Consider the following 16,257-nt stretch of genomic DNA (forward strand, 5'->3'; position numbering starts at 1 on the left):
ATACATGATTACATTCCAATACTTTGAACCGGAAGATTTTGATCAACTGATCGAATGGAGTGGGGATGAAGCATTTTTGCTCCAGTGGGCCGGCCCTCAGTTCCAATATCCACTTTCCAGAGAGCAACTATCGGATTATTTGCAGGGTGCCAATGATAAGAACACTTCAAATAAGTTCATTTATAAAGTGATAGATGAATCGACTCAGGAGATCGTAGGTCATATTGCTCTTGGCGGTATCGATCGATATAATCGTTCAGGGCGTATCGGTAAGGTGCTTCTTGGTAAGCCGTATCAGGGTAAAGGTTATGGGAAGCAAATGATCGATGAGGCACTTCGAATTGGATTTGAAGAGGAGAAGTTGCACCGGATCAGTCTGGGCGTATTTGATTTTAATGTCTCAGCCATCCGATGTTATGAAAAAGCGGGCTTTGTACAAGAAGGACTTATTCGTGATGCGAGAAGATATGAAGATACATTCTGGAATCTTATCGAGATGAGCATATTAGAAAACGAATGGAAAAAATGACTTCTCAAAAGGAACATCATACTTGAGAGTCATCTTTCTTGAGAAACACTTCGATGAACGGATGTAATAACTACGTGTATTAAAATTTAAGTGGGGATGTCCTCCTGTCATCAGAATGACAGGAGGACATCCCCTTAATTACTTTCTTTCTGGTTTATTTCAATGATCCCCGTATCAATAAATTCCTTCACAGGCACACCGTCGCTGGCGAGTAACAGGGTCTCCATCATTTTGGCACCCCAGACTCCTTCATTCTGCGAAATAACGGCAGACAATTGACCGTTAAGCAACCCGTTTTCACTGGTCGGGCTGTCACCGAACGCGATTAAATGCCGGTTAAGGCCTTTTGCTTTCCAGATCAGGGTAGAAGCAGAGACAGAAACAAAATCGAGCCCGATAATTGCATTGAAGTGAGGGTGAGCTTGAATCATGTTCTCCATATCGGACATGGCTTGATCTTCATTCCCTTGATGATAACGAACTTCCAAGATTTCGATGTCTGTTTCACTGCGGATATAATCAATGAATCCATTAAGCCGCTGCTGCAAACCTTGCATCTCCTCCAAACCATTCTCGACAAGAATCATGCCTTGATTATGCAGAAGTCTTGTAGTCGTCATCGCGAACTGCTGGCCAGTGCGATAGTTATCGGCGCCCACATAAGCGATTCGATGACTGGATGGGACATCTGACTCAAATGTAATGACAGGAATACCTGCAGCTTGGGCTGCATCAATAACGGGTGTAAGTGCAGCAGCATCCACAGGAGATATAGCTATCCCGTCCACATGCTGTTTAATCATATTCTCCATGATACGGATCTGTTGTTCGGTATTGGCTTCATCAGGTGCGTTTACAATTAACGTGATATTATGTTTCCCTGCATACTCCGTTGCATCCTTCGTGATCATCTCATAGGTTGGATACGTCATTGGATAAATAATACCGAAAGTTTTGCTCGCTGCAAATTTCTCTACAGGTGAAGTCGCAGGAAGTGTTGCAGCCATCTGCTGTGGGCGAATGTGTGCCGAACCGGATGAAATGATCATCGGGAACAGAAGGCTTAGTGTAAGTAAAAGTGCAAATCTGGCTTTATTCATACATTGACTCTTTTCTCATATCTGATGGTCTGGCCTGCGATTCCTCGGTTCCTTGAGTTCGGTATTCTCTTGGCGTAAAACCTGTTGTTTTCTTGAATATATTAGAAAAATAGTGAGAGTCATTGTAACCAACTTTGTAAGCAATCTCAAAGGTTTTGTTGCTGGTTGTTTTCAACAGCTCCTTGGCTTTACCGATTCGAATCTGGGTTAGATACTCCGTTATCGTTTGACCAGTTTCCTGACTGAAAATCTTGCTTAGATGACTTGGACTGATTCTGACGTGTGCAGAAATCATCTTCAACGAGACCTGTTCGTTATTGTATTCACGGGATACATAAGCTTTCACCTGATCAATGACATCACTGTATTTTCCGGAGCATGCTGCTCTTCTCTGCCATAACAGATTAAGCAGGGAACACAGATATTGGGTACAATCCTCCCAGCACGTAATCTTCCGAATCGTCTGTTGCAGGGAAGTAATGTTCTTATCCGAATGGTCACTCATGCGGAACAACTGATTCGCGAGCCGAAACGACTCCAGCGTAAGATCATTCAACAGATAGAAGCCATACGATGAGGACTTCCAGTCGAAGGACTGTAATGGAGCGGCAAACTCCTGCACAAAATGGTCACGCAGATTGGGGCTGCCGATTTTGAGAAATTCAAGAAACGAATTCCTGTCGAGAAAAAGAGTCGTCTGCTCATCCAGGTTAATTTCACGTAGAGAAGCTCTGTTCTGAAGGGTGAGTCGATTAATATATTTATCCTCCTCCGCTTCCAGATAAGAGACATGAATTCCTTGCAGACGCTCCTGCTGACTGCCAATGCCCAGAATAATATTACAATTGAACGTATGCTCAAGTTCCATACGAATCCGCCCGCGAAGCTGCTCCAGATATACGGATATGTTGTCATCGGAGTGGTACTTGAGCAGAAGCACCAACTCGGTCCGGCTTCGAATATAAGGAAGAAGTTCAACGTGGGGATCACGAGTTTCCTCCAGTATGGGAAGCAGCTTCTTCATCAGGGATTCCGGGTCCCGGGAATCATCTGTTAATCTAACGTCGATAATGACAATTGTATAATACCTGGCCGAGAGAGGAAGTGAGAGTTGTTTAGCTGATTCAATCGCATCAGTTGTACCGATGAGTCCTCCGCACAGATCGGCCAGCAGTTTTTCTTTGGTGATCGTCCGGTTTGTCATGCGTTGATGTTCTTCATCCATTTGTTTGCTGACCTTATGAAGCATTTGGATTAGCTCTACTGCGCTAATGGGCTTTAGACAGTACTCGGTCACACCAAGTCGGATAGCCTCCTGGGCATAACTGAATTCATCATGACCGCTCATGATAATGATTTTGATATCAGGTTGTTGAGTGCGAACGATGGAGGTCAGTTCCAATCCGTTCATAAATGGCATTTTGATATCCGTAATCAGAATATCCGGAGCCCATTCATGAATTAAAGGTAACGCAAGCTCGCCGTCGGGTGCATCCCCGCAATAGTGAAAACCTTCCTTTTCCCAATCGATGCAGCTCCGTATATTCTCCCGAATTCCAATTTCGTCATCCACAATCATCACCTTTTTCAACGGTTAACCTCCTTGCTTTTGGGGATACGAATCATAAATGTGCTGCCTTCCATATAGGTACTTTCCATTTCAACGCCATAAGCTGGTCCGAAATAGAGTCGAATCCGGTGATGTACATTGAGCAGACCGAATCCGCCTTCCTGCTCGGCATCTTGGGGTGAACGGGAACCGGCCGGCTTCTCCAGCTCTTCACGTAATTGTGCCAATCGATCCGCAGACATGCCAATTCCGTTGTCCTGTACGGTGAGAATGATGCTATTGTCCTCTACATATCCGTGTATGGATATCAGCCCTTGACCGCGTTTGTTCTTGATCCCATGGTAGAGCGCGTTTTCAATCAGGGGCTGCAGCGTCATCTTCAAAATGGGATAATCCTGAAGCTCACGATCAACGCTGATCTCGTAAGTGAGAATATCGTGGTACCTCATCTGTTGAATAACCAAGTAACTTCGCGCATGTTCAAGCTCGGTTTGAATGGATACCCAGTCGAATCCTTTGTTCAGACTCAAACGAAAGAACTTCGAGAGGGCCTGCACAAGTTTGATTACATTTTCTTTTTTCTCTGCTTCAGCCATCCATAGAATAGATTCCAACGTGTTATACAGGAAATGAGGGTTGATCTGAGCTTGCAGCGTACGTAGTTCAGCTATTTTCACCTGTTCATTCTCTCGAATGCTCTTTTCGATTAGCATTTTGAGTTTATCCAGCATCACGTTGAAGCTTTTGCCCAGATCAGCAATTTCGTCCGAGCCGTGTGGTGTGACTTTGGCTTCCAAGTAACCGTTTGCAGCTTTACGCATCTTGTTCATCAGAATCCGGATGGGAAGAATCAGTCGATTATTCAGGAAAAAATATAACGATATCGCAAAGAAAGCACTTAACAAAACCGTAATGATGATCAATTGGCGAATGCTATTGGCCTCTGCAATGATTTCCTGATAAGGAGCTACCCCGATCATTTTCCATCCGGTCTGTTTTGAGGTGCTGTATACAACAAACTGGGGTTTGGATCCTGCAGACAGGATAAAGCTGTCGTGCTGTAGATGTAAAGGGACCGATCGGATCTGATCCATCATGGTTATGGATGCAGGGGTGACATCTGGCCTAAAGAGTGTATTTCCGTATTGATCACTAATATAGAAAAAACCGGAATCCTTAATGGGGGTATTCGTCAAAAAATCATCAATGAATGAATCATTCAAATCAATTACTATGAACCCGATGACCTCATGCGTAATTCGCTCTTTGACCGTGGTTATAATTGAAAGCGCATTCTGTTTGGGGTAAGCAAACCCATCCAGCCTGTTATATTCGGCATAGGCTGCAGAATGAGGGATGCGCAGAATGGCATCCGGATACTGTATCAGATACTTGAAGTACGGGTTACGCAGCGGATTTCGTTCCAGCTTGAACACGCCTTTTCGTTCACTTATGCCTTTTCCATAGAAATTCACGAACGAGATATTAAGTACCTTGTCATACTTGTAGGTTTCCCGATAAAGATTGTATGTCTGAAGGATGGCTTTGGCTTCTGGGTAGGACTCCGATTGAGAATACAAGTATTGAAGCACTTGCGGGTTCTTGCCCAGTTCGAGCAGCCGTTCCGTATCCTCAAACAAGATGTCAATGTTCCTGGCAAGCTGGTCGGCAACCAGCTGTGTCGAGGCCTTATTATGATTGGATACGACCGTATAGGATTTGTGGTAAGAAATCAATCCAACCACGATCAGTGGCACTGAACTGAGGATAATAAACATGCTGAGTAATTTAAGCCTGAGGCTTGAAGCAATCCATTGAATGAGTTTCAACGTATTCCACTCCATCTGAAGGGATCAAAAATGTATCATTAGTATAACATGATTTTCTAATATGTAAGAGAATCGCTAAATACTACACAATTAAACAAAGAAATTACACTTTTTAAACTCCATTTTTTGAAATTACTAAATTATTACATAAATAAAGTATGAGACTCCATATAAGCTCGGAATGAAAGCGTTCTATAATGTGGTCACACCACAAGGTGAAACGAAAAAAGGGAGGATCACAACATGCGAACCAAAAAAAAGTGGGGACTTGCCATAACATTGGCTATGGTGATGCTGGTCAGCACGGCATGTAGCAGTACCAATGGAGGAGCAGGCTCCGATAATGAAACTTCAACGAGTGGGAATGGCAGTACACCTGCCAGCGCCAAAACAATTACGCTTGGTTTTTCGCAGGTTGGTGCGGAGAGTGGCTGGCGTTCGGCGAATACCAAGTCGATTCAGGATTCAGCCAAAGAAGCGGGTTATGATTTGAAATTCTCCGATGCGCAGCAGAAGCAGGAAAATCAAATTAAAGCTTTGCGATCCTTCATACAGCAGAAGGTGACGGTGATTGCTTTTTCCCCTGTTGTAGAATCCGGTTGGGATACCGTATTGAAGGAAGCGAAGGATGCAGGCATTCCCGTCATTTTGACGGACCGTGCTGTGGATTCGCCGGATAAAACCCTCTACAAAACCTTTATTGGCTCCGACTTTGTAGAAGAAGGACGCAAAGCAGGTCAGTGGCTTAGTGACCAATACAAGGACACACAAGACGAGATCAATATCGTTGAGCTGCAGGGTACAACAGGCTCCGCACCAGCGAATGACCGTCAAGAGGGCTTTATGGAATTAATTGCTTCCAATTCGAAGCTTAAAGTGATTGCTTCACAATCGGGTGACTTTACACGTGCCAAAGGCAAAGAAGTCATGCAAGCTTTCCTCAAAGCACATAAAAAAATAGATGTTCTCTATGCACATAATGACGATATGGCACTTGGGGCAATTCAGGCCATTGAAGCGGCAGGATTGAAACCAGGCGTAGATATTACCATTATCTCTGTGGATGCCGTGAAGGATGGTATGCAGGCTGCTGCTGATGGCAAAATCAACTTTATCGTTGAATGTAATCCGTTGTTAGGACCTCAATTAATGGAAGCGGTTCAATCGGTAGTGGACGGGAAAGATATCGAACCCCGAATCGTTACGGATGAGACGACCTTCACATCGGAGCAAGCCAAAGAAGCATTGCCATCACGTGAATATTAAAAGCAGATTCGTATAACACCGAAAAGTCATTTTTCGACCAGGCTGTCGCTAAATGACTTTTTTCCATAACAAAGGAGAGGGTTATATGGCCGAGCAAGCACCCATTTTGCAAATGACAGGCATCACCAAACAATTTCCCGGGGTTAAAGCGCTATCCAGCGTCAGCTTTCGCTTGTTTCCGGGCGAGATTCATGCCTTGATGGGTGAGAACGGAGCGGGGAAGTCGACGCTTATTAAAGTTCTGACCGGCGTTTATTCCATTGACGAAGGAACGGTAACCATGGATAACCGGCATCTTTCGATCTCCGGTCCGCTTGAAGCGCAAAAGGCGGGAATCAGTACCGTTTACCAAGAGGTCAATCTCTGTCCAAACTTAACGGTTGCAGAGAATATTTTCATCGGTCGGGAGCCGATGCGATTTGGCAAAATCAATTGGAAGCAAATGAACAAAGATGCGGAGAACCTTCTGCGAGATAGATTACATCTGTCCATCGACGTTAAGGCTCCTTTACAGACCTATTCGGTCGCGATGCAACAACTGATTGCAATTGCAAGAGCACTCAGCATCTCGGCAAAAGTGCTCATATTGGATGAACCCACATCCAGTCTGGACAAAAACGAGGTTCAGCAACTGTTTCGTATTATGCACAAATTAAAGAGTGAAGGTCTCGCAATTCTTTTTGTTACTCATTTTCTTGATCAGGTATACGAAATGTCGGATCGTCTAACGGTGCTCCGTAACGGGGAATTGGAAGGAGAGTACATAGCCGCAGAACTTCCACGCATGGAACTGGTTCTCAAGATGATCGGCAAGGAACTCGAGGTGCTTGAGGAGCTTCCGAAGGAAGCGGATGCTGCCCAGGCGGAGTCGGGTGAACTGTTAATTACCGCTAAGGCACTTGGACGCAAAGGAGCAATTGAGCCATTTGATCTGGACATTCGCAAGGGAGAAGTCGTGGGCTTGGCTGGGTTATTGGGGTCTGGTCGTACCGAGATCGCTCGCCTTTTCTTTGGTGCAGATCGTTCAGATGTAGGCAAGCTGCTCGTTGTAGATACAGGAAGTACGGTCAAGTCGCCGCGTCATGCAATTGATCAGAATATTGCTTTTTGCTCCGAGAACCGTAAAACCGAAGGCATAATCGATGATTTGACCATTCGGGAGAACATTATTCTGGCTTTACAAGCGACACGAGGCTGGTCCAAACCCATCTCACGCAAGAAACAGGATGAGATCGCCGAAAAGTACATCAACCTGTTAAATATCCATCCGAAAAACCCGGAGCATTTAATTAAAAATCTGAGCGGCGGTAATCAGCAAAAGGTGTTGCTTGCACGGTGGCTGCTGATGAACCCCGATCTGTTGATTCTCGATGAACCTACGCGTGGAATTGATATCGGTGCCAAGACTGAAATACAGAAGCTGGTGCTCTCTCTGTCGAAGCAGGGCATGGCCGTGCTGTTCATTTCGTCCGAGCTGGAAGAAGTGATTCGTGTCAGCCACCGGATTGCCGTAATCCGGGACCACAAAAAAGTGCAAGAACTTAGCGGGGATCAGATCCATCAACAGCAAATCATGAAAGCAATGGCAGGAGGTTAAAGAGATGGCGGGCAAGATGCGTAAACATCATTTGTTTTGGCCGTTATGTATGCTTGGTTTACTTTTAATCTTTAATTTGCTGTACTCTCCGGATTTCTTCTCCCTCGTCATGCGTGAAGGGAATCTGTACGGCAGCTTGATTGATATTCTCAATTTTGGAGCGCCTTTAATTCTGGTATCGATCGGCATGACACTGGTGATTGCGACCGGAGGTATCGATTTGTCCGTGGGCTCCATTGTAGCGATCTCCGGTGCCGTGGCTTGTATGAGCATCAGCAGAGGAGTAGATCAAAGTTCGTTCGGGCTTATGTTGGGTGCACTTGGATTATCTATAGGTCTCTCACTGATCTTGGGCATATGGAATGGGGCGCTGGTTTCGGTTGCCCGAATCCAACCCATTATTGCAACGCTTATTCTGATGGTAGCTGGACGTGGGATTGCGCAATTGATTACGAGTGGACAGATTATTACTGTATCCAACGCGAACTACGCCTATATCGGGGCAGGTTCGCTTGCAGCATTGCCTTTTTCCATCTTCATCGTATTAACTGTGCTGCTTGTTGCCTCACTGTTGACGAGAAAAACGGCACTGGGTCTGTTTATCGAATCGGTCGGAAGTAACGCAAACGCGAGCCAACTGGCAGGTATTCGTTCAAAAACGGTTATTCTCACAGTATATGTCTTCTGTGGTCTGTGTGCCGGCATTGCCGGGCTTATTCTCAGCTCAAATGTATCCAGTGCGGATGGAAATAACGCAGGTCTGTGGTATGAACTCGATGCCATTCTTGCTGTAGTCATCGGAGGTACTTCGCTCAATGGTGGTCGTTTCTATCTAATGGGTACCGTCGTTGGAGCACTCATTATCCAAACCTTAACAACGACGATCTATATGATTGGAGTCCCGCCAGAAGTTACGTTGGTTGTCAAAGCCTTTGTTGTACTGGCCGTTTGTTTGATTCAATCCGATTCATTCCGCAATTCCATGGTGATCCGTTGGAAAAAACGGAAGTTTCCAGCCGAACAGGGGGTTAACCGCCATGTTTCTTAATCGTAAGTATCTCCCGGTCTTTGTCACCTTCGGTTTGCTGGCCGTGATGTTTGCCATAGGCTCTTTCCGCTATACGGGGTTCTTCTCCACTCAGGTACTGCTTAATCTTCTCATTGATAACGCCTTTCTGATTATCACGGCAATTGGCATGACTTTTGTGATTGTATCGGGAGGAATCGACCTGTCGGTAGGTTCTGTCATTGCGCTGACGACCATCATTAGCGCAAGTCTGGTCGAGAAGCAAGGATGGTCGCCTGCGATCGTTATACCTATGGTGCTTGTCATGGGTGCGTTGTTTGGCACAGTCATGGGGGCGATCATCCACTATTTTAAAATTCAGCCTTTCATCGTGACACTGGCAGGTATGTTTTTGGCGCGGGGGCTGTGTTATGTCATCAGTCTCGACACCATTACCATTACGAATCCATTTTACACACAGGTTGCGCAGGCGAAGATTTCCCTGCCAGGGGGCAGCTTTGTCTCCATTAATGTGATTATTGCTCTGGTCATTGTACTACTCGCGATCTACCTGGCACATTACACCCGGTTTGGGCGCAACGTTTACGCCATCGGCGGAAGCGAGCAATCCGCGTTGCTCATGGGACTGCCGGTTGCACGTACCAAAATCCTGGTGTACACGTTCAGCGGTTTGTGCTCCGCGCTTGCCGGTGTTGTCTTTACCTTCTATATGTTATCCGGTTATGGATTACACGCCATGGGTCTTGAACTCGATACCATCGCGGCTGTTGTGATAGGAGGCACCTTGTTAACAGGTGGTGTGGGGTATGTAGCGGGAACCTTTATTGGTGTATTGATCCAGGGGGCTATCCAAACTATAATTAGCTTCGAAGGTACGCTCAGCTCATGGTGGACCAAGATTGTGATTGGCCTGATGCTGTTTGTTTTTATTTTGTTCCAGCGACTTCTTAGCGGGCGGCGAGTATCCTCGAAATCACTGCATTAAGTTGATCGAATTAAAATGATATTGAATACGGATACCGAAACAATGATATAACAATATGCGCTCTGCATTGGTGAATGCTGAGCGTAACATGGAGATGGGGGATACGTGAGTGAGAAGACATGTGAACGGGTTGTGTTTGTTCATTCTACTGCTGCTTGTCGGCTGCACAACCCCTGAGTCTGGATCTGTTGCTCCTCCCATCTCGTCTAACAACTTCGAAACTCTTCCCTCCGTTGAGGAATGGATGGAATCAGCGGTAGCAAGGGATACCTCTACGAAACCGATTGTCTTGGGTTTTTCACAACTGGGCAGAGAGAGTGCCTGGCGTCTGGCAAACTCCACGTCTATTCGGAATGCTGCGGCTGAATCGGGAATATCCCTTGTGATAAAAAATGCAGAACAGTCTCAGACAAAACAGTTCGAGGCTGTTCGGTCGTTCATCAGGCAAAGGGTGGATGTCATTGCCATTGCACCGGTCGTGGAATCGGGCTGGGATGGTATTCTTCAGGAGGCCAGGGATGCAGGTATACCCGTGATTATCGTAGACCGGTCAGTTGATGTCAAAGACACTTCACTTTTTGTGACAACGATTGGATCGGACTTTTATGAGGAAGGTGTGAAGGCCGGGAAGTACATTCAGGATCGGATGCGAAATCATCCGGGTTTGATACGGATTGCCGAACTGCAAGGCACGAGTGGTTCTACACCCTCTATCCAGCGTGGCGAGGGCTTTAGAAGCATTTTCGAAACCAGAGCAGATATCATCTTCTCACAAAGTGCTCCTGCCGATTTTACGGAGGACAATGGCAAACAAGTGATGAAAGAATTCCTTCAGGTCCCGGAAGACAAACGGCCGCAGGTTCTTTTTGCCCATAATGATGAAATGGCGTTTGGCGCCATACAAGCGATAGAAGAAGTTGGGCTGAAGCCGGGAGAGGACATTATCATTGTCTCGGTGGACGGCTCCCGCAAAGCACTTGAAATTCTGGCGAGTGGGAAAATCAACGCTGTGGTGGAATGTAACCCACTGCTTGGTCCTCAGCTTATGCAGGCTACAAAAGAAATTATTGCAGGGCGTACACTCCCGAAGCGCATGGCGCCCCCGGAGGACATTTTTACACAGGAGAGTGCTAAACGGGAGATGTACAACAGGCGATTCTAGAATTCGTGAATAAATAGAACATTTTGGATAAAATTCAATTTACTTTAAATAAACTTATCGTTTATACTGAACTCACCTTGAACTAAAAGCTCTTCTCTATGAGAAAGGACGTAGCGGATTACATACTTTTGAAAGCGCTTTTTTCGAGGGGTGAAAGTTCGATAAAGAGAGGGAGTGTAGAAGGTATTATGCTGTGAATATAATATGAGGGAGGTAATTTTATGTTCAAAGTAAAGCTAGCAAAGGCGGTAATATCTCTCGCACTTTTCGGTACCTTGTTTTCTATTCCGGGGGTGCCTGATGCTCGTGCTGCAGATGCAAGTTGTCCGAATGGTTATGTAGGTCTGACGTTTGATGATGGCCCATCTGGAAATACAACAAACATGCTTAACGCGTTGAAGCAGGCTGGCTTACGGGCAACGATGTTCAATATTGGGCAAAATGCACAAAATAATAAATCTCTGGTTACTGCACAAGTAGCAGCTGGTATGTGGATTGGCAATCATTCCTATACACATCCAAACATGACTACATTAAACAGTTCTCAGATGTCGTCAGAGATTACTCGGACACAACAGACGATCCAGTCCATTACCGGAAGTTCACCTAAACTGTTCAGACCTCCTTACGGTGCGACAAATGCGACCTTGAAATCCGTTGTGAGCCAAAACGGCCTGAAGGAAGTACTGTGGAACGTAGATTCCCAAGACTGGAATGGTGCCAGCGCAGCCCAGATCGTAGCAGCTGTGAATACGATGAAAAGTGGTGACGTCATTCTAATGCACGATCAGTACCAGACGACACTTCAGGCCATTCCGCAGATTGCACAAAATCTGAAGAATCGCGGCCTTTGCTCCGGCATGATCTCATCAACTACCGGTCGGGCAGTCGCACCCGATAATAGCACTACTAATCCCCCGAGTAACGGAACAAAAGTGGAAGCTGAGAACATGACCAAAGGTGGACAATACACCGGCAATATCAGTTCTCCTTTCAATGGTGTGGTCCTTTATGCCAACAATGATTTGGTTAAATACACTCAGAATTTTGCAACGAGCACTCATAATTTCTCGCTTCGTGGAGCTTCAAACAATGCCAACATGGCTAGAGTTGATTTGAAGATTGGCGGACAGACGAAGGGAACCTTTTACTTTGGCGGAAGCGCTCCAGCGGTTTATACCCTGAATAATATCAGCCATGGGACGGGAAATCAGGTCATTGAGTTGGTTGTAACAGCCGATGACGGGACATGGGATATATATATCGATTACTTGGAAATACATTAACAAGATTAGGTTGATTGAAAAATAATGCACTATAATGAAATCCCGTTGGGTTGACCCAATGGGATTTCATTATGTTTTTTTCCATTTTGTAACACAAAAGTGGAAGGAAAACATTTATAATGGATGAAATTGTATGTGAAGAATCTGGTTTCTATTGAAAAATTTCATTGAATGGGAGTGAAATCATCAAATGATCATCATGATTAACGGAGCGTTTGGTTCGGGAAAAACTTCTGCAGCTGAAGCACTTCAGCCCTTAATTGCCAATAGCATGATCTACGATACTTAATTATCCCCATGACCATCTATAAAGAGGAAAACTTTAATTACATCTATAACGGGTTGAAAGAGATCGATCAGGACATTCATCATTTTTGCCTTACGGCTACAGAAGAGACGATTTATCATCGTTTGGCTAAACGTGGAGATGAATATGGAGGCTGGCAGTATCAACAAGCACCAAAGTGTGTTGAAGCTTTCAAAGATGAAAAATTTCAAACTCGCATTATTACCGATCATCTGGAGACTAGTGAAATCATAGAACTCATATTGAGGAAGGTCCTATCCAAATAATTATCATTTTTTATTAAGGAGGATTTTAGGATGATGATTGTACATGTACTCTTAAGAAAAGAGTGGGAAGCCGCGTTGATTAATGGGATTCTAAAATAAAGTCAGAAGCTATATGGGAAGATCTGTATAATGAAGGCAGGGAATATCCTCATATTTACGGTGAATTAAATCTAGACGCGGTATTTCATACATATGATGAAGACATGAACAGAAGAGGATGGAACCTAATTGACGACAGTGACTTTTGAAGAGGTAACCGAACAACACCTCCCTGAAATTAGAGAGATTTATAACTATTATGTAATGAATACAACGATTTCGTTTCATACGGAGGAATTAGATCATGATCAGATTAAATCCTCTGTCATGAACAAGGATACGCGGTATAAAACTTATGTAATTCTTGAATACAATCAAATGATGGGTTATGTTCTGATCACCCAATATAAGAGTAAACAGGCATATGACATTTGCGGTGAAGTCACCATATATTTGAAGCCCGATATTTTGGGAAAAGGCTTGGGGAAACAAGCATTACGTTTTATTGAGAAGATTGCAAAAGAACAAAGATTCCATACCTTAATTGCGACGATTTGCATGGAGAATACAAGAAGTAATTCATTATTTGAGAGAAATGGTTATGAACAATGTGCTCTGTTTAAAGAGATTGGATATAAATTCGATAGAAAACTGGATATTGGAAGTTTCCAAAAGATATTGTAAGGAGAATACGAAATGAGTAGAAACCTATATATTATATCTGGACCCCCTGGAGTAGGGAAATCTACAACTTCCAAGCTGCTAGTTCAGACTTTAGATAAAAGTGCCTACATTTCTGGAGATGCGGTTAGTCACTTTCCGGTCAAAGGGAGAGGTAAACCCTGGCTTGATAAGGATACAAACGACTTAACTTGGAAAAATATATCTAGCCTAGTGAAAAACTTGTTGGATTATAAATACGATGTAGTGCTGGACTATGTGGCCTTTCCGGAAGACATTGATGGGTTAATGACAGAATTGGCAGACTATCATGTTCGCATAATCTATGTTGTATTAATGGTTGATCGTCAAACCATTATTCGTAGAGACCGTCTAAGAGCAGAAGAATATCAAATGAAAGAAAGAAGTATAATTCTGCTGGATGAGTTTGAAAATCATCCCGATCTGAGAGTAGATAACAAGCTGTATACTAATCATTTTACAGAAGCACAATTACCTGAAATAGTAAGTGGAATTATAAATAACGAGAAATATCGAGTGAAATAACTGTACTGTTATTGTGCTTCGAATTGAAAATAATAAGAGGGTGAGTAGATGAACAGAGGAATACGTTTTGAAATACCAAATGCCTATGGTCGCTTTCTTGGGGAGATTTTAAAACCAATGGAAGTATCTAATTTCGATTGGTTTATTGGTGAGGAGGAGTCCTATTTCGTTGTTGATGATACGTTAGGGGATGATCTTTTTCCGGATATGATTATGGGCATGAATGGAGAAGAATTACAGAAGCTTATTGATAACAACGAGTATTATTTAATATTTGCGAATTTAAAAGCATTTCCAAAAGGCACACAAATAACAGATATTATCACCTATGAAGATTATATTTTGAGTGACTGTCAGATGGTTCTTCTTGTGATCGATAGTATCTACGTTACTGTTTATTGTAAAGATCTAGAAAAAGTAGAGGAATTATATAAACATATAAATAGACAGGGATTTGAATCTCTCGAATATTTAACAGATGATAATGATACGAGGACAATACTATCGATCTGGTGATAAAGGAGCATGGGATTAACTGCTGAGGTTTGATAGACCATCCCATGCATACGTTGATATGCATTAGTATAGCGTTGAGTTTAGTGTTAGGGATTAAACGCTAGCTATGATGAACGTAACCGCAAAAAATAGCCCTCCATATTGCTGCACATCGTAGGTTAAAATGGACAGTAAGAAGACCACCATTTCAGAGCTACACAGCAAAGGAGAGCTATCCCTATGAAGTCTACCACAAAATTCATTGGTTTAGATGTATCCAAAGAAAAAATTTCTGTCGCTATTGCTGACGAGGGTAAAGACAAGCCGCGGTATTACGGTACCATTGCTCATGCGCCTGCTGCCTTACGCAAACTCATCAAAGAGTTGGGTCCGGCAAGCTCCCTCTCGTTTTGTTATGAGGCCGGTCCTACAGGATACGAAACCTACCGCTGGATCGAATCCATGGGGGCCCATTGTGTCGTCATTGCCCCTTCACTCATCCCCAAACGCTCCGGCGATCACGTGAAAACCGATCGACGGGATGCCGAGCAACTGGCACGTCTGTTCCGTGCAGGCGAGCTTACGCCGATTTACGTTCCAGCACGTGAAGATGAGGCGCTTCGTGAATTGGTTCGGGCACGCGAATCGGCAAAAGAAGATGCTCACCGGGCTCGTCAACGCGTGCTCAAATTTTTATTGCGTCACCAGATCCATCCGCCTGAACAAATCAAACGTCGCTGGACGAAAAAATATCGCGTATGGCTTGGACAACTGACCTTCCCGAATGCGCCTATGCAGATTGCGTTTACGGAGTACCTTCATGCCATGGACGAGATCGAGCAACGCATCGGTCGACTGGAAAAAGCCTTGATTGAAGAGGCAGCGACCAGTTCCAAAGCCGATTTGATTCAGATTTTACAGTCTCTGCGTGGCATTGGATTTCTCACGGCCGTCACGCTTGCTGCGGAGATCGGTTCCTTTGCCCGGTTCCGTTCTCCTGCTCAGCTCATGGCTTACTTGGGCCTGGTTCCGCGTGAGCATTCGTCTGGAGTCCGTACCCAACGAGGCTCGCTCACCAAAGCGGGAAATGGACGATTGCGTCGCACCTTGATTGAATCGGCATGGAGTTACCGCCATCGGCCTGCGATTAAAGGGGACTTGGCCCGCCGTTTGGAAGGTCTGCCTGCGGACATACAGCTCATTTCATGGAAAGCCCAGGAACGGCTGCACCGAAAATTCCGCCGTTTAGTTTATGGATTAAACAAACACAAAAATGTCGCGGTCACCGCGGTGGCCAGGGAACTGACCGGGTTCATTTGGGCGGTCGCCCGAACGTTGGAGCTACCGAACGCTCAGTAATCTGTTATTCATCTTGAAGAGACGGATGGTTTAAAAGGAAAAAGGGGAAAACTCCGGAGCCTTAGGCCCGGGAGTTCATGGAAGGTTCAGGAGAGAATGTACGAGGTTCGTTTGCACTAGGCTTTTAATGGGCTGAACGTGCGTGGCTAGCTTGTAAAAGCTCTCCTTGACGAAGGCATACCATGTGGTAACCAACCCACGGATAGCAGCGTG

Annotated in this window: 16 protein-coding genes; 13 read left to right on the forward strand and 3 right to left on the reverse strand. The window is 44.7% G+C overall.

Annotation, left to right across the window (positions count from 1 at the left end; all coding sequences use genetic code 11):
- Positions 1-4: 4 nt before the first annotated feature.
- Entirely contained in the window at positions 5-529 is a 525-nt protein-coding gene (locus MHH25_RS12245; protein WP_340020073.1) for a GNAT family protein, read from the forward strand.
- A gap of 134 nt (positions 530-663) precedes the next feature.
- Here the strand turns inward: MHH25_RS12245 and MHH25_RS12250 are convergent, their stop codons facing one another.
- From MHH25_RS12250 to MHH25_RS12260, 3 genes are read right to left on the reverse strand one after another with little or no spacing between them, the layout of a single operon-like run.
- The gene (locus MHH25_RS12250) at positions 664-1,629 is read right to left on the reverse strand and encodes a substrate-binding domain-containing protein (protein WP_340020074.1); all 966 of its coding nucleotides are present in this window, start codon (positions 1,627-1,629) and stop codon (positions 664-666) included.
- On the reverse strand, positions 1,622-3,211 hold the full coding sequence (locus MHH25_RS12255; protein WP_340020492.1) for a response regulator: 1,590 nt from the start codon (positions 3,209-3,211) through the stop codon (positions 1,622-1,624). Before MHH25_RS12255 ends, MHH25_RS12250 begins: the two co-directional genes overlap by 8 nt.
- Positions 3,212-3,216: 5 nt before the next feature.
- Complete coding sequence (locus MHH25_RS12260; protein ID WP_047842576.1) at positions 3,217-5,028, reverse strand: sensor histidine kinase; 1,812 nt, start codon at positions 5,026-5,028, stop codon at positions 3,217-3,219.
- Between the two features lie 243 nt (positions 5,029-5,271).
- Between MHH25_RS12260 and MHH25_RS12265 the strand changes: the two genes are divergently transcribed.
- The 12 genes from MHH25_RS12265 (at position 5,272) to MHH25_RS12320 (ending at position 16,044) form a co-directional block, all read left to right on the forward strand.
- Positions 5,272-6,294 (forward strand): ABC transporter substrate-binding protein, encoded by a 1,023-nt coding sequence (locus MHH25_RS12265; protein WP_100528760.1) that lies wholly within the window; start codon positions 5,272-5,274, stop codon positions 6,292-6,294.
- An 85-nt stretch (positions 6,295-6,379) separates the two neighbouring features.
- Positions 6,380-7,891, forward strand: coding sequence for a sugar ABC transporter ATP-binding protein (locus MHH25_RS12270; protein WP_340020075.1), 1,512 nt, complete (start codon positions 6,380-6,382; stop codon positions 7,889-7,891).
- A 4-nt stretch (positions 7,892-7,895) separates the two neighbouring features.
- A complete protein-coding gene (locus tag MHH25_RS12275) occupies positions 7,896-8,939 on the forward strand; it encodes an ABC transporter permease (RefSeq protein WP_017689007.1) in 1,044 nt (347 codons plus the stop codon).
- On the forward strand, positions 8,929-9,903 hold the full coding sequence (gene yjfF / locus MHH25_RS12280) for a galactofuranose ABC transporter, permease protein YjfF (RefSeq protein ID WP_017689006.1): 975 nt from the start codon (positions 8,929-8,931) through the stop codon (positions 9,901-9,903). Before MHH25_RS12275 ends, yjfF begins: the two co-directional genes overlap by 11 nt.
- Before the next feature lie 109 nt (positions 9,904-10,012).
- Positions 10,013-11,065, forward strand: coding sequence for an ABC transporter substrate-binding protein (locus MHH25_RS12285; RefSeq protein WP_340020076.1), 1,053 nt, complete (start codon positions 10,013-10,015; stop codon positions 11,063-11,065).
- A 221-nt stretch (positions 11,066-11,286) separates the two neighbouring features.
- Positions 11,287-12,351 (forward strand): polysaccharide deacetylase family protein, encoded by a 1,065-nt coding sequence (locus MHH25_RS12290; RefSeq protein WP_340020077.1) that lies wholly within the window; start codon positions 11,287-11,289, stop codon positions 12,349-12,351.
- Positions 12,352-12,648: 297 nt separating this feature from the next.
- On the forward strand, positions 12,649-12,924 hold the full coding sequence (locus tag MHH25_RS12295; protein ID WP_340020078.1) for a hypothetical protein: 276 nt from the start codon (positions 12,649-12,651) through the stop codon (positions 12,922-12,924).
- Positions 12,925-13,046: 122 nt separating this feature from the next.
- Entirely contained in the window at positions 13,047-13,172 is a 126-nt protein-coding gene (locus MHH25_RS12300) for a hypothetical protein (protein WP_340020493.1), read from the forward strand.
- Positions 13,162-13,647: an N-acetyltransferase family protein gene (locus MHH25_RS12305; protein ID WP_340020494.1), complete on the forward strand. Its 486-nt coding sequence runs from the start codon at positions 13,162-13,164 to the stop codon at positions 13,645-13,647. The genes MHH25_RS12300 and MHH25_RS12305 overlap by 11 nt, the downstream gene beginning before the upstream one ends.
- 12 nt (positions 13,648-13,659) lie before the next feature.
- Entirely contained in the window at positions 13,660-14,190 is a 531-nt protein-coding gene (locus MHH25_RS12310) for an AAA family ATPase (protein WP_340020079.1), read from the forward strand.
- Between the two features lie 48 nt (positions 14,191-14,238).
- The gene (locus MHH25_RS12315) at positions 14,239-14,706 is read left to right on the forward strand and encodes a DUF2691 family protein (protein WP_340020080.1); all 468 of its coding nucleotides are present in this window, start codon (positions 14,239-14,241) and stop codon (positions 14,704-14,706) included.
- Between the two features lie 219 nt (positions 14,707-14,925).
- The gene (locus tag MHH25_RS12320) at positions 14,926-16,044 is read left to right on the forward strand and encodes an IS110 family transposase (RefSeq protein ID WP_339187772.1); all 1,119 of its coding nucleotides are present in this window, start codon (positions 14,926-14,928) and stop codon (positions 16,042-16,044) included.
- Positions 16,045-16,257 lie beyond the last annotated feature (213 nt).

Origin of the sequence: Paenibacillus sp. FSL H3-0457 (assembly GCF_037981725.1) — a bacterium.
Taxonomy (GTDB): domain Bacteria; phylum Bacillota; class Bacilli; order Paenibacillales; family Paenibacillaceae; genus Paenibacillus; species Paenibacillus amylolyticus.